General features: G+C 34.3%; 13 protein-coding genes and 2 pseudogenes. 14 read left to right on the top strand and 1 reads right to left on the bottom strand.

What is annotated here, in order from left to right:
• Nucleotides 1-5 precede the first annotated feature (5 nt).
• From HMPREF3046_RS01880 to HMPREF3046_RS11180, 14 genes and pseudogenes are all read left to right on the top strand, one after another.
• Nucleotides 6-185 carry a hypothetical protein gene (locus HMPREF3046_RS01880; protein ID WP_070715983.1) on the top strand — a complete coding sequence of 60 codons (180 nt, stop codon included), beginning with the start codon at nucleotides 6-8 and terminating at the stop codon, nucleotides 183-185.
• 67 nt (nucleotides 186-252) lie between these two features.
• Nucleotides 253-624 (top strand): phage tail assembly chaperone G, encoded by a 372-nt coding sequence (gene gpG / locus HMPREF3046_RS01875; RefSeq protein ID WP_070715981.1) that lies wholly within the window; start codon nucleotides 253-255, stop codon nucleotides 622-624.
• Nucleotides 625-683: 59 nt separating this feature from the next.
• Complete coding sequence (gpGT, locus tag HMPREF3046_RS01870) at nucleotides 684-827, top strand: phage tail assembly chaperone GT (RefSeq protein ID WP_302008972.1); 144 nt, start codon at nucleotides 684-686, stop codon at nucleotides 825-827.
• Between the two features lie 16 nt (nucleotides 828-843).
• The gene (locus tag HMPREF3046_RS11620; protein ID WP_070715977.1) at nucleotides 844-6,243 is read left to right on the top strand and encodes a phage tail tape measure protein; all 5,400 of its coding nucleotides are present in this window, start codon (nucleotides 844-846) and stop codon (nucleotides 6,241-6,243) included.
• Nucleotides 6,244-7,734 (top strand): phage distal tail protein, encoded by a 1,491-nt coding sequence (locus HMPREF3046_RS01860; RefSeq protein ID WP_070715975.1) that lies wholly within the window; start codon nucleotides 6,244-6,246, stop codon nucleotides 7,732-7,734.
• A gap of 15 nt (nucleotides 7,735-7,749) precedes the next feature.
• Complete coding sequence (locus tag HMPREF3046_RS11455; RefSeq protein WP_070715972.1) at nucleotides 7,750-12,678, top strand: phage tail spike protein; 4,929 nt, start codon at nucleotides 7,750-7,752, stop codon at nucleotides 12,676-12,678.
• Nucleotides 12,656-12,811 carry a hypothetical protein gene (locus HMPREF3046_RS11285; protein WP_037540968.1) on the top strand — a complete coding sequence of 52 codons (156 nt, stop codon included), beginning with the start codon at nucleotides 12,656-12,658 and terminating at the stop codon, nucleotides 12,809-12,811. The genes HMPREF3046_RS11455 and HMPREF3046_RS11285 overlap by 23 nt, the downstream gene beginning before the upstream one ends.
• Before the next feature lie 43 nt (nucleotides 12,812-12,854).
• On the top strand, nucleotides 12,855-13,151 hold the full coding sequence (locus HMPREF3046_RS01850; RefSeq protein ID WP_256278207.1) for a hypothetical protein: 297 nt from the start codon (nucleotides 12,855-12,857) through the stop codon (nucleotides 13,149-13,151).
• Between the two features lie 10 nt (nucleotides 13,152-13,161).
• Nucleotides 13,162-13,458, top strand: a complete 297-nt coding sequence (locus HMPREF3046_RS01845) for a DUF2951 family protein (protein ID WP_070715968.1) — start codon at nucleotides 13,162-13,164, stop codon at nucleotides 13,456-13,458.
• A 135-nt stretch (nucleotides 13,459-13,593) separates the two neighbouring features.
• The gene (locus HMPREF3046_RS01840; RefSeq protein WP_070715966.1) at nucleotides 13,594-13,893 is read left to right on the top strand and encodes a hypothetical protein; all 300 of its coding nucleotides are present in this window, start codon (nucleotides 13,594-13,596) and stop codon (nucleotides 13,891-13,893) included.
• Nucleotides 13,893-15,605 carry a peptidoglycan recognition protein family protein gene (locus tag HMPREF3046_RS01835; protein WP_070715965.1) on the top strand — a complete coding sequence of 571 codons (1,713 nt, stop codon included), beginning with the start codon at nucleotides 13,893-13,895 and terminating at the stop codon, nucleotides 15,603-15,605. The genes HMPREF3046_RS01840 and HMPREF3046_RS01835 overlap by 1 nt, the downstream gene beginning before the upstream one ends.
• A 218-nt stretch (nucleotides 15,606-15,823) precedes the next feature.
• Nucleotides 15,824-16,708: pseudogene (locus tag HMPREF3046_RS01830) on the top strand (PTS lactose transporter subunit IIBC); the annotation flags it as partial.
• Nucleotides 16,709-16,723: 15 nt separating this feature from the next.
• Nucleotides 16,724-18,136, top strand: coding sequence for a 6-phospho-beta-galactosidase (gene lacG / locus HMPREF3046_RS01825; protein WP_141755514.1), 1,413 nt, complete (start codon nucleotides 16,724-16,726; stop codon nucleotides 18,134-18,136).
• 79 nt (nucleotides 18,137-18,215) lie between these two features.
• Nucleotides 18,216-18,684: pseudogene (locus tag HMPREF3046_RS11180) on the top strand (alpha/beta hydrolase); the annotation flags it as partial.
• A 23-nt stretch (nucleotides 18,685-18,707) separates the two neighbouring features.
• Here the strand turns inward: HMPREF3046_RS11180 and HMPREF3046_RS01815 are convergent.
• Nucleotides 18,708-19,709: an LLM class flavin-dependent oxidoreductase gene (locus tag HMPREF3046_RS01815; protein WP_070715958.1), complete on the bottom strand. Its 1,002-nt coding sequence runs from the start codon at nucleotides 19,707-19,709 to the stop codon at nucleotides 18,708-18,710.
• Nucleotides 19,710-19,829 lie beyond the last annotated feature (120 nt).

The raw sequence follows: 19,829 nt of genomic DNA, 5'->3' as shown, positions 1-19,829 counted from the left end.
ACTTAATGGCTAAATATGAAGTATTAAAAACTTTTAAAGATTTACAAGATAACGAGAAATTATACGAAAAAGGTAAGACATTTCCGCGTCCTGCCAACAAAAAAATTGACGAAGAACGTATTCTTGAGCTTTCTTCAAGCGACAATCGTCAACGTAAACCATTGATTAAAAAGATTGAAAACTAATTTTGGGGGCATATAGCCCTCTTTTTATTTGCAAATAAAAATCATTATATTAAAAGGAGTTTTACAAATGGCTAAAAAAATTAATTTCATTAAATTAGTATCATTAGATAAAGAAGGGAACGTTAAGGAAGATAAAAATGGAAATTTCGAGGTTGAGACATATTTCACACCTAACTTTATTCCATTCCGTAAAATTTATGAAGCAACTGACATTATGGAAGGTACTTCTGAAGACGGAAACGAATTAACAGAAAAAGAAATGTTCAAACGTATGACTGATTTTGTAGTAGATGTATATAACAAACAATTTACAAGTGATGATTTGTTAGATCGTTTACATGCACCTGATGCAATTGAAGAAATTCGATCACAAGTACAATTTATTGCTCAAGGTCAAATGGATGAACAAAGAAAAAAGCAATTAGCGAAGATGATTTAAATAATAAAGTGGTTACATGGTCGGAACATAAGCAAAATTTAAAAAAAGTAGCATATGACATGATGAAAGAGGGCGGAAAAGATATCAACGATATCTTGGACATGCCCTTTTCTTTTTTTATGGATGTTATTGAAGATGGCAGAAAGCCAACCAAATCAGTCGATAAAAAAGACAGCATGTTAGACGCATTCACCAATTTATAAGTAAGGAGGTGGAAGTATGGCAGAAAGAATTAAAGGTTTGCAGATTGACCTATCTATGCAGGATATGGGTATTGGTTCGACATTAGCTGGCATTAGGCGCAGTTTTAGACAATTGAATTCTGACTTGAAATTATCGAGTAACAACTTTAAATACTCAGAAAAGTCTATGACAAGTTATAAAAATAGAATTCGTGAGTTAGATGCTGCGACAAAGCAACAGAGGAATAATGTTAAAGAACTGCGTAATCAATATATGCAAACTGCGAAAGAGCAAGGTGCAAATAGCGCAAAAGCGGTTAGATTAAGAACTGAATATAATAAACAAGCTGATACATTAAATAGACTCGAACACGAGCTAGACCAAACTGTAGATGGTTTCAAAAGATTCCAAAAAGAAGCGCAAGAAGCAGCTAGAGTCTCTAATAGTAGTTTTGGTCGATTAGGTCAAAAGTTTACTGATATCGGACCTAAACTTACCAGTGTCGGAGAATCGATGAAAAATGTCGGTCGTTCCATGTCTATGTATGTTACAGCTCCTATTGTAGCTGGGTTCGGTCTTGCAGCTAAAAAGAGTATTGATTTTGATGACTCAATGCGTAAAGTTAAAGCGACATCGGGCGCTACTGGTGGCGAGTTTCAACAATTAAGAGACAAAGCCCTTGAAATGGGGGCTAAAACTAAATTTAGTGCATCCGAATCAGCAGAAGCTCTTAACTACATGGCCTTGGCCGGCTGGGATACCAAAGATATGCTAGGCGGTATCGATGGTGTCATGCAGTTAGCAGCTGCATCAGGTGAAGATTTAGGTGCAGTAAGTGACATCGTTACTGACTCGTTAACAGCATTTGGTATGAAAGCGAAAGATAGTGGACGATTTGCAGATGTATTAGCACAGACAAGTTCTAAAGCTAATACAGATGTACGTGGTTTAGGCGAAGCGTTTAAATATGCTGCTCCAGTTGCAGGCGCGTTGGGATATACTGTGGAAGATACATCAATAGCTATTGGATTAATGTCCAATGCTGGGATTAAAGGTGAAAAAGCTGGTACAGCATTAAGAACGATGTTCACTAACCTTGCTAAACCAACAAAAGCTATGAAAGAAGAAATGGATAGATTAGGTATATCTATTACTGATAGTAACGGTAAAATGCTTCCTATGCGTGATGTTATGGGTCAGTTACGTAATAAATTTAAAGGTTTATCAAAAGACCAACAAGCAAGTGCTGCAGCTACTATATTTGGTAAAGAAGCAATGAGTGGTGCATTAGCTGTCATCAATGCTTCAGATGAGGACTACAAAAAATTGACTAAGTCTATTGATAACTCAACAGGTGCTTCTAAACGTATGAGTGACGAGATGGAAGGTGGCATTGGCGGTTCGATTCGAAAAATGAAATCAGCTATCGAATCAATGGCGATTAGTATAGGTGATGTTCTAGCACCACATATACGCAAAGCCGCTGATTTTCTTGCAATGTTAGCTGATAAGTTTACAAATATGCCTGGTTGGGTGAAAACAGGAGTGGTAGGATTAGGCATATTCGCTGCAGCTTTAGGACCTTTAATCTTAACCACAGGTGCGTTTACCGCAGCACTAGGAAGTATTATGACTACAATAGGTCCTGTGATGACAGATATCACAAAAGCTGGCGGTTTAATGAATTTCCTAGGAACTAAAGCACCGTTTGCTGCTAAAGGTTTAACTTTAGTAGGTGGCGCATTTAAATTCATGCTTGGTCCGGTAGGGTTAGCAATTGCAGCTATTGCAGGTATAGGAACAGCCTTTGTGGTTGCTTATAAAAAGTCGGAAACATTTAGAAATATCGTCAACACAGTAGTCACGCCAATAAAAAACGCATTCATTGGTTTAGGGAATGTAATTAAACAATTCTTTAGTGCAATCGGCGCTGTTATGAATAATAATTCTGGGAAAGGTTTAAACATTCTTAAAAAGATATTACCTGATGAAGCAGCAAAACAATTTTATGCTACTCTTTTAATGGTACGTGGCGCTTACAATGATTTTGTTAACTTTATAAAAACAACATCTACTATTATCGGAGCTTTCTTTAAAACGTTTTGGAAACAAAATGGCGATTTTATTATCATGGTATTTACTACTATCAAGATTGCAATAGGCTCAATTTTGAATTCGCTATTTAATGGTGTAATTAAGCCGATATTATCGAGTATCAAAGCTTTCTTTAGTATTACATTCGGTGGTATTAAACAAATTGTCATCAATGTGTTCACTAGCTTACGTGAAATAGTCCAAGGTGGGCTTAATGTCATTCGTGGCGTTATTAAAATATTCAAAGGTTTGTTCACAGGAGACTTTAAACTTTTATGGGAAGGTGTAAAACAAGTATTTAGTGGATACTTGTTAATTATTTCGGGCATATTACGTTCTACACTCGGTAATATGGTGGTTATTGTTAAAACTATCGGACAATTGATCATTAATTCGTTTAGAACGATATGGACGATTGTAAAAAATGTAACGCTTGGAATAATTAAAGTGTTAGTTGCCACTATTAAGTTTTTATTTACTGGATTAAAAAATATTATAGTTGCTATCCTTAATGGAATTAAAAATATTTCTATTGCAATTTGGACTAGCATTAAAAATAGTGTACTTGCGATCATCCGAAATTTTGTTACATTATCTAAACATAATTTCACAGTTCTAAAAGGTTTCCTATCTGCATTGTGGATAAGTATTAAAAATACTGCTATTAAATTATGGATTGCCTTAAAAAATGGAGTGCTAGCCATTATTCGAACATTGGTTAGCACAGCTAGAAATACCCTTAACACACTTAAAAACTTCATCACTCGTCTATGGCAAAGTATTAAAGCAATATCTATCAGAATATGGACTGCTATTAAAAACGGTGTCATTAACGCTATTAAAGGCATGTACAATGGTGTTCGAAAAATACTAGCTAATTTAAAAGCGTTTATCACAAGAACTTGGACAGCTATCAAAAACACAACAATAAAATTAGCTAAAAGTTTAAGTAATGGCGTTAAAAATGCATTTAATAGTTTGTCTAAAGTAACGCGTAATATCTTTAATAAACTTAAAAACTTTATGAGTAATATTTGGCGTAACATCAAGAATACAACAGTGCGATTAGCGAAATCTTTATGGAGTGGCGTTAAAGGTACTTGGAATAGTTTATCAAATGGAACGCGTAATATTTTTAACAAAGTTAAAAGTTTTATGTCGAACACTTGGAGAAGTATCAAGAACACAACCGTTAATATGGCTAAAGGTTTATGGAACGGTGTAAAGAACGTATTTAATAATATGTCTAAAGGACTTAAAAAAATTATTGGAAAAATCAAAGGTCATATTACTGGAATGGTTAGCGCAGTCAAGAAAAGTCTGAACGCATTAATCAAAGCAGTAAACTGGGTAGGTGGCAAATTAGGTATAGATAGTAAAATACCTAAACTCTCTACTGGTACAGAGGGTGTAAGCTCACAAAGTTTTGTTTCTAATGGTGCAATCAACCGTCCTACACTAGCTACTTTGAATGACAAAGGTAGAGGAAATGGAACAGGATCAAACGGACATCAAGAGTTGGTGCAACGTAAAAACGGATCAATCATTGCACCTATTGGTAAAGATGTAATTTTTCCATTGGATAAAGGCGATAAAGTTATAAGTGGTAGAAACACTCAAAAACTCCGAAATCAAGGTTTTATCCCTAAATTTTCTCGTGGTACAGATAGCGGTGAAGATGTTAGAAAACGTATGCTAAGAGAAGCTAAGAAACATAAAAAACATAAGCATCCTACATTCGATGCTGGAGAAATGATGAGACAAGGTGGCTTTGGTGCAGGTGGTGCTGGAGGCGCTGCAAAAGAAGCGTGGAAATACGTTACTGACAAAACTAAAGATATTGGCTCAGGTGCTAAACACACAGTTAAGTCACTTAGTGACGGTGCTAAGAAAATGATTAACACAACTAAAGGCGCTCTAGGTGCTGCAGGGACATGGGCTAAAGAGAAAGCAGGAGACTTATTACAATATATTGGTAGTCCTGGAAAACTTGTTAATAAAGTCCTAAAAGAGTTCGGCGTTGACTTTAGTATGGTTAACGGAGAAATTCCTAAAATGCTTTGGGACGCAATGTGGAAACAACTAAAAGAAGGCGTTAAGTCATTATTCGGTGGTTGGTTAGATGACGTTTCTGGTGGCGATGGCGATGGTCGATTTATTAAGTATCTTGATAACATTACTACAAGATACAGTCCGAACGGTCCACCACCAGGCTATCCGTTTAACTGGGCGCATCCAGGTATTGACTTACCATATATTTATGAAAAAGTCCTAACGCCGATGGGCGGTAAAGTTGAAACAAGACATACAGCATCAGGCTTTGGGAAACATGTTATCGTAAGAGCGAAACCTTATGATGCTTATTTCGGCCACTTGAGTAAATGGCTTGTTAAAAATGGACAACGTGTTAAACCTGGTGACGCTATTGGTATTTCTGGTGACACAGGTTCAAGTAGTGGACCACACTTACATTATGAAATGAATAAACATGGTTTCGGCTCAATGACAGGACATTCTATTGATCCAGTTAAATGGTTAAAGTCACATAATGGTAGTAAGAGTGTTTCTAAATCAGCAAGCGCATGGAAACCCGATATCAGACGTGCTGCTAAAGCGATTGGTGTGCGAGTATCTAACGCTGATGTGAACGATGTTGCTCGACTTATCCAAACAGAAAGTAGCGGTAATGCTGGAGTTACACAAGGGATAAAAGACGTAAACAGTGGCGGTAATGAAGCACAAGGTTTACTACAATACACACCAGGCTCATTTAACAGCTACGCAATTAAAGGACATAGAAACATTAAAAACGGTTACGACCAATTACTTGCTTTCTTCAATAACACAGATTGGCGCGCTAACTTATCATATTGGAAACGTCGTATGGCTAGTGGCTTAACTGGTTGGGGGCCAACTGGTAGACGTAAAAAGTTTGCCACAGGTGGCTTAATAAAAAATGCAGGTTGGTACAACATTGCAGAAGGTGGTTATCCTGAATGGATAATTCCTACTGATCCAAGTCGTAATTCTGATGCGATGAAGTTATTGGCACTTGCTGCACAAGATATAGACGGTAAAAACCAACGTAACAAACGACCAAACTCATTACCTAGACCACATGGTAGTAATGATGATGATGTTCTACTTCAAATGTTACAAGCGCAACAACAACAAATTACTCTATTGACTCAAATAGTAGCAAGTAATAATGCTATTGCTGATAAAGACTTTAATCCAACGATTGATAAATATACACACGAACAACAAGTTTTTAATTCTATTGATAAATACAATAGACAAAAACAAAGAAAATCAAGATTTAAACCAGGGGAGGTCACATAATTGATTGATACTATAAAAGTTAATAAAAAAACACTTCCGTGGTTAGTAGTTGAAAGAGGGTTTAAAATACCCTCTTTTAATTTTGAAATTGAAACTGAAGAAGTTTTAGGTAGAAATGGAAGTATCATCAAGAATAGACAACTAAAAGAATATAAATTCGAGCTACCATTAATTATAAAAAATAGTTATCTTTCCGAAGGTGGTATAAAAACACATGATGAGGTATTAAATGAACTTGTTAAGTTCTTTGACTACGATCATTCAGTACCACTCCAATTTAAATCACAAAACTGGTACTGGAATGCTTATTTTGAAGGGCCTATTGAATTAGAAAAGTATAGTAGAAATTTTTGGCAATTCAATATAAATGTTGTTTTAGCTGATCCATACAAATACGCAGTAGAAGGTACTAAAAACACAGCTATTTCTGACCAAGTTTCTGTCGTAAGTACAGGAACAGCAGACAGTCCTATCATTGTGCAAGCAACAGCATTAAAGAATGCGAGTTATTTCTCTATCACAAAAAATGATGAAGATTATTTTATGATAGGCGATGATGATTTAGATAAGAAAGTCGAAGATTATACACCGACTTTGTTTAATGATGAGATGCGTTCTTTCTTTGGATGGACTAAAGTCACTAACGGTACTATTAACGACAACGTTACTGGTGGAACAGTTGGTGGTGCTATGGCAATGAGTTCTTCTAAAGACGCTTTTATGCTTAATGAAAGTTCAATTACATCTACAAGTGGATGGAATGGTGCAGAATATAAGCATTCATTCGGTAAAAGCACTCAAGATTTTAGTTCGACAGTTAAAATACATGTTAATCAAGGTAAAAAAGGTGCAACACATGCAACTCAATATATATATGACACAGATAACCGTGTGATCGCTTCTATTGGTTATAGCAACCCTAGAGCAACGCAAAATATTGGCACAATACATGTGACACTATTCGACCAAAACGGTAACCAAAAGAAGATATACAGTTATACAAACGCACCGAAGTTTTACACATGGAAACATATAGTAATTTATATGCGTTTAAAACGTATTGGAGATAAATTTTATATAAAAACATGGAAATATGATGAAGTAGAATATCCTAAACGAATTACTCCAGTAGATGTGACTGAAAAAGTATTTGTGGATGCAGGAAACTTCTATCAACGACCTATATCAGCAGTAAGTATCTATATTGCTAAAAACGGTAGTAATTATCATATGCCTACAACAATTTTAGGTAGTTATAATCATGAAATATTACCTAAACCACCTAAAGCAAGAGATTTAATCATTAAAAAAGGTGATTTAATTAATATTAATATGGAAGAAAAGACAGTAACAATTAACGAAGAACCTGCACTCGATTTAAAAACGTTTGGTAGTGACTTCTTCAACATAAATAAAGGGATGAATGAATGTATTATTTATCCCGAAAACACATACGACACGACAGTATATTGGCAAGATAGATATTTATAGATTGGAGGTGGAAAAGTGAAGAATGTAGGAATACATGTACTTGATTTTAATGACAACATTATTGATTTCATTAGTCAAAGTGATGGTGCATTGATTAATGCTGAAATGAGTATGAATGTAGAAGAAAAAACAGAAACTTTTGATTTTACGATTGAAAATACTCGAGCAGAGAAATTAAGAGAACGTAATCGAATTATCGCTCAAGATAATAATGGTACGTTTAGAGAGTTTGTTATCATCCACATCACAGATAATTTTGATGGTACAACTGAAATCGAATGTAACGCTAGTTACTTAGAAGATTTGAAAACAGCAAAGCCTATTAAGCCTGGTAAGTTTGAAGCATATACAACAACACAAGCGCTACTCAAAACACTTGCTGATACAGGTTGGGAAGTGTCTGACGATACTGAATATGGAGGCAATCGTACAACTTCATGGACTTCTCATACTAATCCGTTTGATTTAATTTATATGCTTTGTACTACTTACGACATGATTCCTGATTTCTATATTGAGTTAAGCGCTCATTCAGTCGAACATCGTTATGTATCAATTACTAAACCTAAAAACTTATTTAAAGGTAAGGAAATCACTAAAGGTAAAGACTTAACAGGTATGACTAGAACGATTGATCTATCTGAAGTGAAAACTGCTTTACTTGCAGTTGGTCCTGAAAAAGAAGATGGTTCAAGAATTGAAACTGTTGTAGTAGATGATGAAGCACAAGAGATTTTCGGACTTCCTAATCGTTATATTTGGGATGTATATGAGCCTGAAACCGAAGATGAGAATATGACACTCAAACGTCTGACTACACTTGCTAAAACAGAACTTAATAAGCGTAATCAAGCAGCGATAAGTTACGAAGTATCTTCAATTGATATTCATAAATATTACGAAGATATAAATGTTCATCTTAGAGATATAGTAAGGGTAAAAGACAGAGATTTTAGACCACCTTTATATATAGAAGCAGAAGTTATAGGTATTAAATACAATTGGTTGTCAGATGAAAGTGAATTTACATTCGGCAATGTCATTGAGTACGAAGAAACAAAACTAAGAGAGTTTTTTAATAGAAAGTTAGATGAAATTACTAAAAAACTAAACGACAATATATCTAATGTGAATACTATTGTGAGTGATGTTGTAGCTGGGGAGTTAGAATATTACGAACGTAAAATATTTAAAGGTGCAGAGCCACCAGAAAACCCACAAAACGATACATTATGGTACGACACGTCTAATCCTGATGTTGCAGTACTACGTAGATATTGGAACGGGGAATGGATCACTCAAACTGCTGATGATGTTGAAAAAATCGGTGGTTTAAGACGTGAGCAAGTGATGTATCGAGATTTAAATAATAGTTTCATCAATTTAACTATTCAACATAGTAAGTTACAAAATGATGTGTACGATGTGTTAAATAATGAATATCTTGTCGATGATGATTTAAAAGCAAACTTAAACCAAGCATTATCAGACGTAGATAGCGTGTATCAAAACATTAAAACTAATTTAGATAGCATGGATGAAGATACAGCAACGATAGGTAAGTTGATTGATACTCAAACTTTATTTACAGTGTATCGAGAAAAATTACAAACGTTATATAAATACGTTACTGAGGCTAAAATTTCTATTGATAAACGGTTGAAATTACTTCAATCACAATATACTGATGAGAAGTTTAATGATGCTATGGATAAAATAGCACAAACGTTACCTAATGGTCGTTGGGATAGCGAAAATCAACAGTTATATGCTGATATACCTAATCGTAATGAAGTAGAAAATCTTAAAACTACATTACAAGATTATACAGACGGTCAAATAAGCAATTTAAACAGTATTTTAGGTAAGGAAATAGATAGTAAGATAAACACTACTAAAAACGAAATAAGCGCGAGTATTAGCAGTGTAGAACGTAAAATAGACGGTTTAAATATCGGAAGTGAAAACTTACTTTTAAATAGTGAAAGTCGAAGTGATTTTTCAAATAATGACACTTATTCTTTAATACATTTTTATTTATCAAAACCGTTAGAAATTGGCAAACACTACACCTTTGCTTGTAACTTTATAACTACTGATGAAAGACAAAGCGGGCAAACTAGCGTTTATCCATATAACCCTAATGGAGCAAGAAATACAGTAGATATTAAAGACAGTAAAATCATTTATACATTTACAGCACAAGCTGCAAGTACAGAATTTCTTATTTATAAAGATGTAGCCGGTCAATCTAACGTCGATTTAAATGTAACAATCGAAAAAGCTATCCTAGTTGAAGGCGATAAAGTTACAGGTTGGGCGCCGGCTAATGAAGATGTTAAAAAAGATATACAACAAGCGCAACAAAACTCAGAAGAAGCAGCGAAAGCGTATGCTAAAGCACAAGACGAATTAAAACAGACAGAAATAAAAGCATATGCTGACGGTATTGTTAGCGAAGAAGAAAAACGGGCAATAGCTGACGCAATAGCAAAACGTGATGAAGCAAAAGCATACGCAGAGCAAAAAGCGCAAGAGGCGCAAGAGGCAGCAAATCAAAACACTATTAATCAATTAGAGCCTATCACAACACGCGTAACAACTAACGAGGCAAGCATAACAGAATTAGATAAACAGATTAGTTTAATGGCTAAAAGTGATGATGTAGCGCAAAAATTAAGAGATGTTGACGGACGACTTACACCTTTAGAAACGACAGTTCAAAGCAATAAAGCGACACTTGATATTTTACCTACACAAATTGAAAGTAAAGTATCTAAACAAGATTACACTACCGATAAAAATAATATTGTTCAAAGATTAGATAATGCTGATAGTGAAAGAAAGCAACTTTCAAATGAAATTACTGATAAAGTTACTTTAACTAAATTTGAGAGTGGTATGACAGAGGCTAAAAGTTATACTGATAACCAAGTAAATAATTTAAGTATTGGTGGTCGTAATTTACTCGCAGATACGTCAGGACCTTTCACAGAAAACTCTTATTTAATCAAAGAATTTCCAATTATAGATAAATTAGAACCAGGAGATATAGTTACAATATCTATTAAAGGTGATTTAGGTGATAATAGAACAGCGTTCTTAATTTACAATACTAATGCTATGGTAAAAATTGGAGATCTAAACAATTCAGATAAAAATAATAATGATGTATTTATTAAGACTTTTGAATGGGTTGATGAAAGATGGGATGGCTCTAATAAAGTAGACAGCTCATCTCTAAGGATATATCAATACCCTAATAGTGCAACTTCTTTCTCTACTATTGAATGGATAAAACTTGAAAAAGGTAATAAAGCGACTGATTGGACACCAGCTAACGAAGATATAAAAAGTGACATACAACAAGCAGAAACAAATGCTAAAAATTACACAGATGAGTATAAACGTTCTAATGACGTAGCCATGACTAAACTAGAAACATCAATCACTCAAAATGGCGATAAAATAGCGTTAAAAGTTGATGAACAAAAGTTCAACGCTAGTCGTAAAACATTATCTCAAGTGATTTCAGAAATATCAGCCACAACTAAGGGGATAAATTTAAGTTACGATGAGAATGGTAATATTCAATCTTACACTATGGATAAAAATGGTATTCAACTTAGAGGCGATAAGGTAGATATTACAGTCAATAAAGACTTCAATGTGATGGCAAGTAGAGTGGATGATAAAGTCGGTAAAAACGAGGTTATTAACCGTTTAAATTTAAGTCCTGAAGGTTTAGATATTAATGTTAATAACATTGGCATTCGAGGCGGGGATAGTGTTGATTATTTAGATATTAGAAACAATTCTATCCTTTCTTATGGTTCTTTCACGCGTACTTGGGCAAACGAAACTGATACCGCTAATTTAAGATTAGGTGTTCAAGGCGGTACTGTAAAAGTACAAAATAGAACAACTGGTTATAACTTATATTTAACCGAAAAAGGTTTATCAACAATGCTTGCAGGTGCTGGTGATGAAACAGCAGGTACATTAGAATTTCATTCTACAAAATATAATGATACCTCTCGTGGTGTACGACTTCACTCAACTTATGGTGCAGTAGCCTTAGAAAGTGATTACAGTCGTATTATTTTAAATGCAAACTTAACTGTAAATATCGAAAGTAACTATGGTATTTACTTTAGACCTTATCGTGATAACCGAACTGGAAACAATGAATTTGCTATGTATGTAAAACAAAATGATAGTGGTGCATACACAGACGGTGTTCTTAAATACGGTAATGTTTCAAGTGATACGTCACAATATGGTTCAGGAATAAGATTTAGTAAAAGTTCTATTAACAGTACAATTTATGCTACCAATAAAGATGGTGATATTGGGACAGGTCATTTCTTTGCGGATAAATTATATGGAGATTTAACTGCTAAAGGAAGTAATGCTTATATTTTAGTAGATGACGCATTACGTATAACCGATAAAAAAGGTTACAACAACGGCAATGTGAAATATAAAGATTTACAATGCTTAGATGTACAAGCGAACTCTATAAGAGTTAATACTGCTAAAGACTTTTATATCGGCGTGTCTACTGGCGAATTACGAGTGACAAATAACTTACGGTATAACGGTGGAGACGTTGGATATAAAGACATTCGCTTTGCTAACTGGCACGCTATGTCATCTGAAAAATTCAAATATGATATTAAAGAATGGGATTACAGTGTGTTAGATGCATTTAGAAATGATTTGAAATTGTATTCATACAAATTAAACTCAGAAAAAGAAACAAACTATGCACGTAATCATCACGGAATTATTATTGAACGAGAAATACCTATCGAATGGCGACATGGAGATGGGTTTGATGGTAACGAAGTGATGTTTTGGAATACTAAAGCTATTCAAGAATTAATTAAAAAAGTAGATAAATTGGAGGAACGATTAAATGAACAATCAATTACAAGCTAATCCAAGTTATGTTATCGAGGAGTTAGTTACTCAAAACGCTAAACTTTCACAAGAAAATGCAATGTTAAGAGCAGTAATTAGAGAGCAAGAAGAACAACAAAATAATGAACAAACAAGTGCTGAAGGAGAGTAACCTTTAGCACTCTTTTTATACCAAATTTTAGGAGGAATTTATTATGAACGAAATCGTAAAAAACACAGAAAGTTACATCTTAGTACAAGTGAATGAAAAAGGAGAAGAAGCAGCTTTATCTAATGACTTTAGAGGACAGTTCTACCCTACTACTAATGTAAATACCGCAACTAAATTTGATGATTTAAATAAAATTAAAGCACTTGCTGAACGTTTAAATAGTCTAAATGAATTAAACTATGAGTTCGGTATTATTGCTGAAAAAGTGACAGTCAAACCAGTAAAGCTAACAACTTTATTAGAGTATGTAGGAGAAACAACTGAAACTAACGCAGAATAGAGGTGCAAGAATGGAGGATAGTAAAGGGCGCGATTATGAAACAAGAATAAAACGGTTAGAAGATAATGATGAAAAGATATTCGCATCTTTGGAGCAAATAAAAGATGGACAACATAATCAAGAGCTGATAAATCAGAAAATGAACTTTACCCTAGATAGTATTAATCGAGAACGAGAGATTGATAAAGAAAGCAAAAGAGAAAATCGCAAAAACATCAAAGAAATGAAACGTTTAATGTTAGGTACGGTTTTTTCATTAGTAGGTTCTATTATTTTCGCAGTTGTCAGAATGATATTCAGCATATAAGGAGATGATTAATATGTTTAAACTATTTGCAAAAGCTGATTTTTGGTCTTGTTTTTGGTTCGGAAATTGTAAATAAAATTAATTTAAGTCGACACTTATGTGTCGGCTTTTTATTTTGAAAAAGGAGTGGAAGTAATGGAAAGTATTATCGCATTTGCGACAGTGATTTCAGTTATCACAATCGCATTAACGCAATTAGTTAAGCAAGCTGGCATACCTAAAAACATTGTACCTTTAATTGCTATTGGTATTGGTATCGTTTTAGGAGGTATTACAGCCTTTATTCCTGAAATAGTTACCGAATTGTCAATTGGTGGTCGATTGCTTGCTGGTTTAATAAGCGGACTAATGGCTACTGGTATTTGGGAAACAGTTCGACCACGTACAGGTTCAACTAAAGATAAAAATAATAAAATTGGTGGAGGTCGTGGATAATGGCAGAAAAATGGAATGGCGTTCCCGTTAAATATGATTTTTTACCGATTGGAACACGTAGAAGCGGGCAACCTTTAACAAGTAAGAAACCTTTATTTGCAGTAGCACACGATACTGGAAACCCTCACACAACAGCACAAACAAATGTAAATTATTATAGAAATACGTATATGGAAAATTGGGCTACTGTTGCGAGCGCTCATATTTTTGTTGACGATAAAGAGTGCATTGTATGCATTCCAGTAACAGAGAAAGCCTGGCATGTAGTATATAATACACCTACCGACAACCAATGGTATGGTGCAGACGCTAATGATGTAGCATTTGGAGTGGAAGGTAGTTACTTCCCAGGCAATATTGAACGTTCACGTAAGTCGTTAGATAACATGGCACGAGTACTTGCTTATTTATGTAATTATTGGGGCATTGATTACAAAACAGAAGTGCCAGGCCACCAAGACATTCAAGCAGATAAAATTGATCCTGGTAACTTATTAGAGGCTTGTGGATATTCACGTAACGTAAAAAATTTAGATAAACAAATCGCTAAATACATCAATGGCGTTAAAAAACCAGCGCCGAGCAAGAAATTATCAAAAAAAACAAGCAAGAAACCGACACCTTCGCCACAAAGTGTGGTTAAGTATAAGCAAGCAATTGAATACATGCACAGCTTGAAAGGACAATATATCGACTTCGATAAAGAGTTCGCTTTCCAATGTGCAGATGTCGTTGTAGACTTCATCTATCATGTAACAGGTGGCGTACGTTTCATTGGTAACGCTAAAGAGTTACACACTAAAAACGCCATGCCGAAAGGTTGGAAAGTGGTTAAAAATACAAGAGATTACGTGCCGCCTATTTGTGCAATTCCAATTTATACGTCAGGAATTTACAAAAAGTGGGGACATACTGGTTTAGTTTGGGACAATAGCGGCGGTACAAAATCATTTACAATCTTAGAACAAAACTTCGATAGTAAAGCCAATTCGCCAGCTAAATTACGTGAAGATGATTACACAGGCTTAACACATTTCATTGTGCCAGACTTCGCAGACGATAGCGTTGATTTAACTGATATTAAAGAAGTACAAAAACCTCAACGTAAATCTAAAAGTTCAATCAAGTTAGAGAAAAAGCCACCGCTAAACTTAACATGGAGTAATCAACCATACTTCAAAGCGGTTGCAGATAGCGAGGGCGTTAGAATTTGTAGACCTAACCATAATAACGTAATGGTTGTTACGAGTGAAGAATACAATCCGGGCGACGTGTTCTACATTTATGAAATTCGTAATGGTTGGGCTAGAGTTTACAGTCCTAGCAATGACGGTTATGTATGGTATGAACGCTTAATCGTTAAAGATATCTACAAAACAGCAGGTGGTAAGAATTTTGCAAAAAAAGATGATAAACAAGCAGTAGCGCAACGTAATATTCTTGCAGATACAACAGGAATAAAAGTGAATAGTATTCCACCATTAAACATGAAAAAGTCATCTAAAGCTAAATTCAGAGCGCGTGTCGATTATCATGGTGCAGCGTTAGTTAAATTTAGAGGTATAGAGTGGTACGTGACAAACAATACTTATAGAGCAGGATATGATCAGTTCTATATCTTTGAAATTAAAAATGGTTGGTGTCGTGTCTATTCTAGAAATAATAACGGATGGATATGGCATGAACGTTTGAGAATTGTAGAAGTGTATTAATATGATATAATCGACTTGGGATAATATCCCATACGTTTACAAAGTTCATTATGTTTTATGGAGGGACAAGTTTAGTGCTTGTCCCTCTTTTTTTATGTTATAATAAAGGTACCCAGTTTGTGATAATTAAAATAATTATCAGATTTATAAGAGGCTAACACTATATTCTAACCACGTTCTTATGAGCGTGGTCTTTTTTTATACATAAAAATAGTGTTACAAGCACTACATTAGTCGTGCCATTTATGTTTATGTGGTTAACTAAATCAAAAAGAAATAAAGCAATTGGTAGAGCATCAGTTGTACCAACATTCTTTGGAGTAAATGAACCAATTTTATTTGGTGCACCACTCGTATTAAATCCAGTATTTTTCATACCATTTATTTTTGCACCAATAGTAAACGTATGGATCTTTAAATTCTTTGTTGATGTACTTAAAATGAATAGTTTTAGTATCTTCTTACCATGGACGACACCAGGGCCCCTTGGTATTGTGATGGGTACAGGATTTGCATTTTGGTCATTTGTATTAGCCATTGTATTAATCGTAGTTGACGTTATGATTTATTATCCATTTTTAAAAGTATATGATGAACAAATTCTTGAAGAAGAACGAGGCAACAAAGAAGTAAATAATGAATTAAAAGAAAAAGTATCAGCAAACTTTGATACGAAAAAAGCAGATGCAATTTTAGCAACTGCTGGTGCAAATGAAGCGACAACAACTGAACCAGCACCTTCCGATGAGGAAGTATCGGCTAAAGAGCCACCAAATTCAATTAACGAACAAACTAATGTTTTAGTCTTATGTGCCGGTGGCGGTACAAGTGGATTACTTGCAAATACGTTAAACAAGGCTGCTGAAGAATATCAGGTGCCTGTAAAAGCGGCAGCTGGTGGTTATGGTGCACATATGGATATTATGAAAGACTATCAATTAATTATTTTAGCGCCTCAAGTTGCTTCTAACTATGAAGATATAAAACAAGATACAGATCGATTAGGTATTAAATTAGCAAAAACTCAAGGTGTTGAATACATTAACTTAACTCGTGATGGCAAAGCAGCATTAGACTTCGTTCAACAACAATTTGAAAAATAATTAGGAGATGAAAGTATAATGAAAAAATTACCAGAAGATTTTATTTTCGGTGGTGCAACAGCAGCTTATCAAGCAGAAGGTGCGACTCAAACTGACGGAAAAGGTCGTGTAGCCTGGGACACTTATCTAGAAGAAAATTATTGGTATACAGCTGAACCTGCAAGTGACTTTTATCATAAATATCCAGTTGATTTAGAATTAAGTGAGAAATTTGGTGTTAATGGTATCCGTATATCTATCGCATGGTCAAGAATTTTTCCAACAGGTTATGGAGAAGTTAATCAAAAAGGTGTAGAATTCTATCACAATTTATTTAAAGAATGTCATAAACGTCACGTTGAACCGTTTGTTACATTACATCATTTTGATACCCCAGAAACACTTCACAGTGATGGAGATTTCTTAAACCGTAAAACGATTGATTATTTTGTAGACTATGCAAAATTCTGCTTTGAAGAATTTACTGAAGTCAACTATTGGACTACTTTTAATGAAATTGGTCCTATTGGTGATGGCCAGTATTTAGTCGGTAAATTCCCACCAGGAATTAAATATGATTTTGCAAAAGTATTCCAATCTCATCATAATATGATGGTCGCACATGCGAAAGCAGTTAAACTATTTAAAGACAATGGATATAATGGGGAAATTGGAGTCGTTCATGCATTACCAACTAAGTATCCATACGATCCTTCAAATCCAGAAGATGTAAGAGCAGCAGAACTTGAAGATATTATTCATAACAAATTTATCTTAGATGCAACATATTTAGGAAAATATTCTCGTGAAACTATGGAAGGTGTACAACATATTCTTTCTGTCAATGGTGGCAAATTAGATATTACCGATGAAGATTATGTTACATTAGATGCTGCAAAAGATTTAAATGACTTCTTAGGTATCAATTATTATATGAGTGATTGGATGAGAGGATATGAAGGGGAATCAGAAATTACACACAATGCTACTGGAGATAAAGGTGGCTCTAAATATCAGCTTAAAGGCGTAGGACAACGTGAATTTGACATAGATGTTCCTCGTACTGATTGTTATTGGATGATTTATCCACAAGGTCTTTATGATCAAATTATGCGTGTTATAAAAGATTATCCTAACTATCACAAAATTTATGTTACTGAAAATGGGCTTGGGTATAAAGATGAATTCGACGAAGAACGTAAGACAGTTGATGATGATGCACGTATCGACTATGTTAAAAAACATCTTGAAGTCATTGCTGATGCGATACGTGATGGGGCCAATGTAAAAGGCTATTTCTTATGGTCACTTATGGATGTGTTCTCATGGTCTAATGGTTATGAAAAACGTTATGGTCTATTCTATGTTGATTTTGACACACAAGAACGTTATCCGAAAAAAAGTGCATATTGGTACAAAGCATTAGCTGAATCTAAAGAAATTAAGTAATTTGATAAATTAAACAGGACAGAAATGAAAATTTCTGTCCTGTTTCTTATTTTATTGAATATACTAGTATAAAAGAAATAAGGAATATATTTTTGTCGCACAGTCTATGGGAAATTTATCTTTCACGTATGTTATGAAAAATGATGATTATGATCCACCATTTCCGACGCTAAAAAAGAAGTCAATATTGCTAGAACATATAATGGCGTTCTTAATTTAAATGAAAAGGTGAATGAAATTCAAGTTGATCAAAATGGCAAACCTAAAAAATGAGTGAAGATTATAAAAAGTTACTTGGATTAAAAAATATTTATAAAGGTAAACAAATAGAAGATTTAAATATTTATAAAGATAATAAAGGTGGTGTGCATTTTGACGTTAAAGTATCTAATAGCTCATCTCGGCCATTGAAATATCTGTTAGGAGCAAGTCCAAAAACGTATAAAAAATCTTAATATACAGAATCAGCGACTCAATATAGTCAACTTCATGAAAATAAAGATGTTGCAAATGAAATTATTAAATTTTATGGAACCAATAAAAATTAGGCGCGTTTATAATACTGACTCTCCTAATTATCTAGACAAGCATGAGCTATAAGTTCAATTAATTTAGTTCGATGAGTATGTCCATATACATTAGGAAGAATCATGATTTCATCGACTTCAAATTCGTTTTGTAATTGTATTAGCTGCTGAGCTACTTCATGTGGTAAGCCACTAATCATTCGACGTTTATTTTTTTCTATTTTTTCTTGTTCTCTTTCAGAATAATGGCGTTGCTGTGCTGTTTCAATAGAAGGATATACTTTAGGTTGTTTAAGATAGTTAATACGTATTAACCACAAATTTAATGCATCTAATAATTGCTTAATCGTTAATTCATTTTCTGCCGTAACGACAAAAGTAGCTAAAATAATATAGGGTGAATGCGAATGACCATGATACTCTGTAAAACGCGATTTATAATGTTGAATAACATGTGTTAAATTTGCGTGCGATTGACCCATATGAGCAATCACAAAAGGTAAGCCTTTTTTTGCGGCAAGTTCAGCACTTTGTTCACTCATTCCTAAAATAAACACCTCAGGTGAATGCTCTGTGTATGGAGTGGCTTCTAAAGTTTTGAAACGATGTGAATGAGTAGTGTCATTCGTAAAGTATTTGTTCAAATCATCTACTTGTTGAGATAATTCAGGTTTTTGAGTTTTAAACTCATTTAGCGCTTCGTTTACATTTTTAAAGCTAGGAGAACGTCCAATTCCCATATCAATTCGGCCAGGATGTTTGACTTCCATAATTTTAAATTGTTCTGCAACTTTGTAAGCACTATAATGGGGGAGCATAACACCGCCACTTCCGATATGAATAGAGTGTGTATGTTCAAGTAACATAGTCATTACGATTTCAGGAGCGCTTGATACAATAGAGGGAACTTGATGGTGTTCTGCTACCCAATAACGTGCATAACCTAGTTTCTCTGATAGTTGAGCAAGTTCAATTGAATGATTTAAAGCTTCTTGTGGTGTATCACCTTCAAAGAGTGGTACATAGTCTAAGATACTTAATTTCAAGTTTAAGACCTCACTTTTCTTGGTATAGTAAAGTATTAAGTGTTATACACTAGACATTATAAAGTGAAAGCAATTGAATTGCGATAAAATTGTTTGTGATATGACACTGTTTTTGAATAC

It is taken from the genome of Staphylococcus sp. HMSC070D05 (genome assembly GCF_001815595.1).
In the GTDB taxonomy this organism is placed as follows: domain Bacteria; phylum Bacillota; class Bacilli; order Staphylococcales; family Staphylococcaceae; genus Staphylococcus; species Staphylococcus hominis.
The sequence above is the reverse complement of the archived record's forward strand: the minus strand, read 5'-3'. Positions and strand labels throughout refer to the sequence as shown.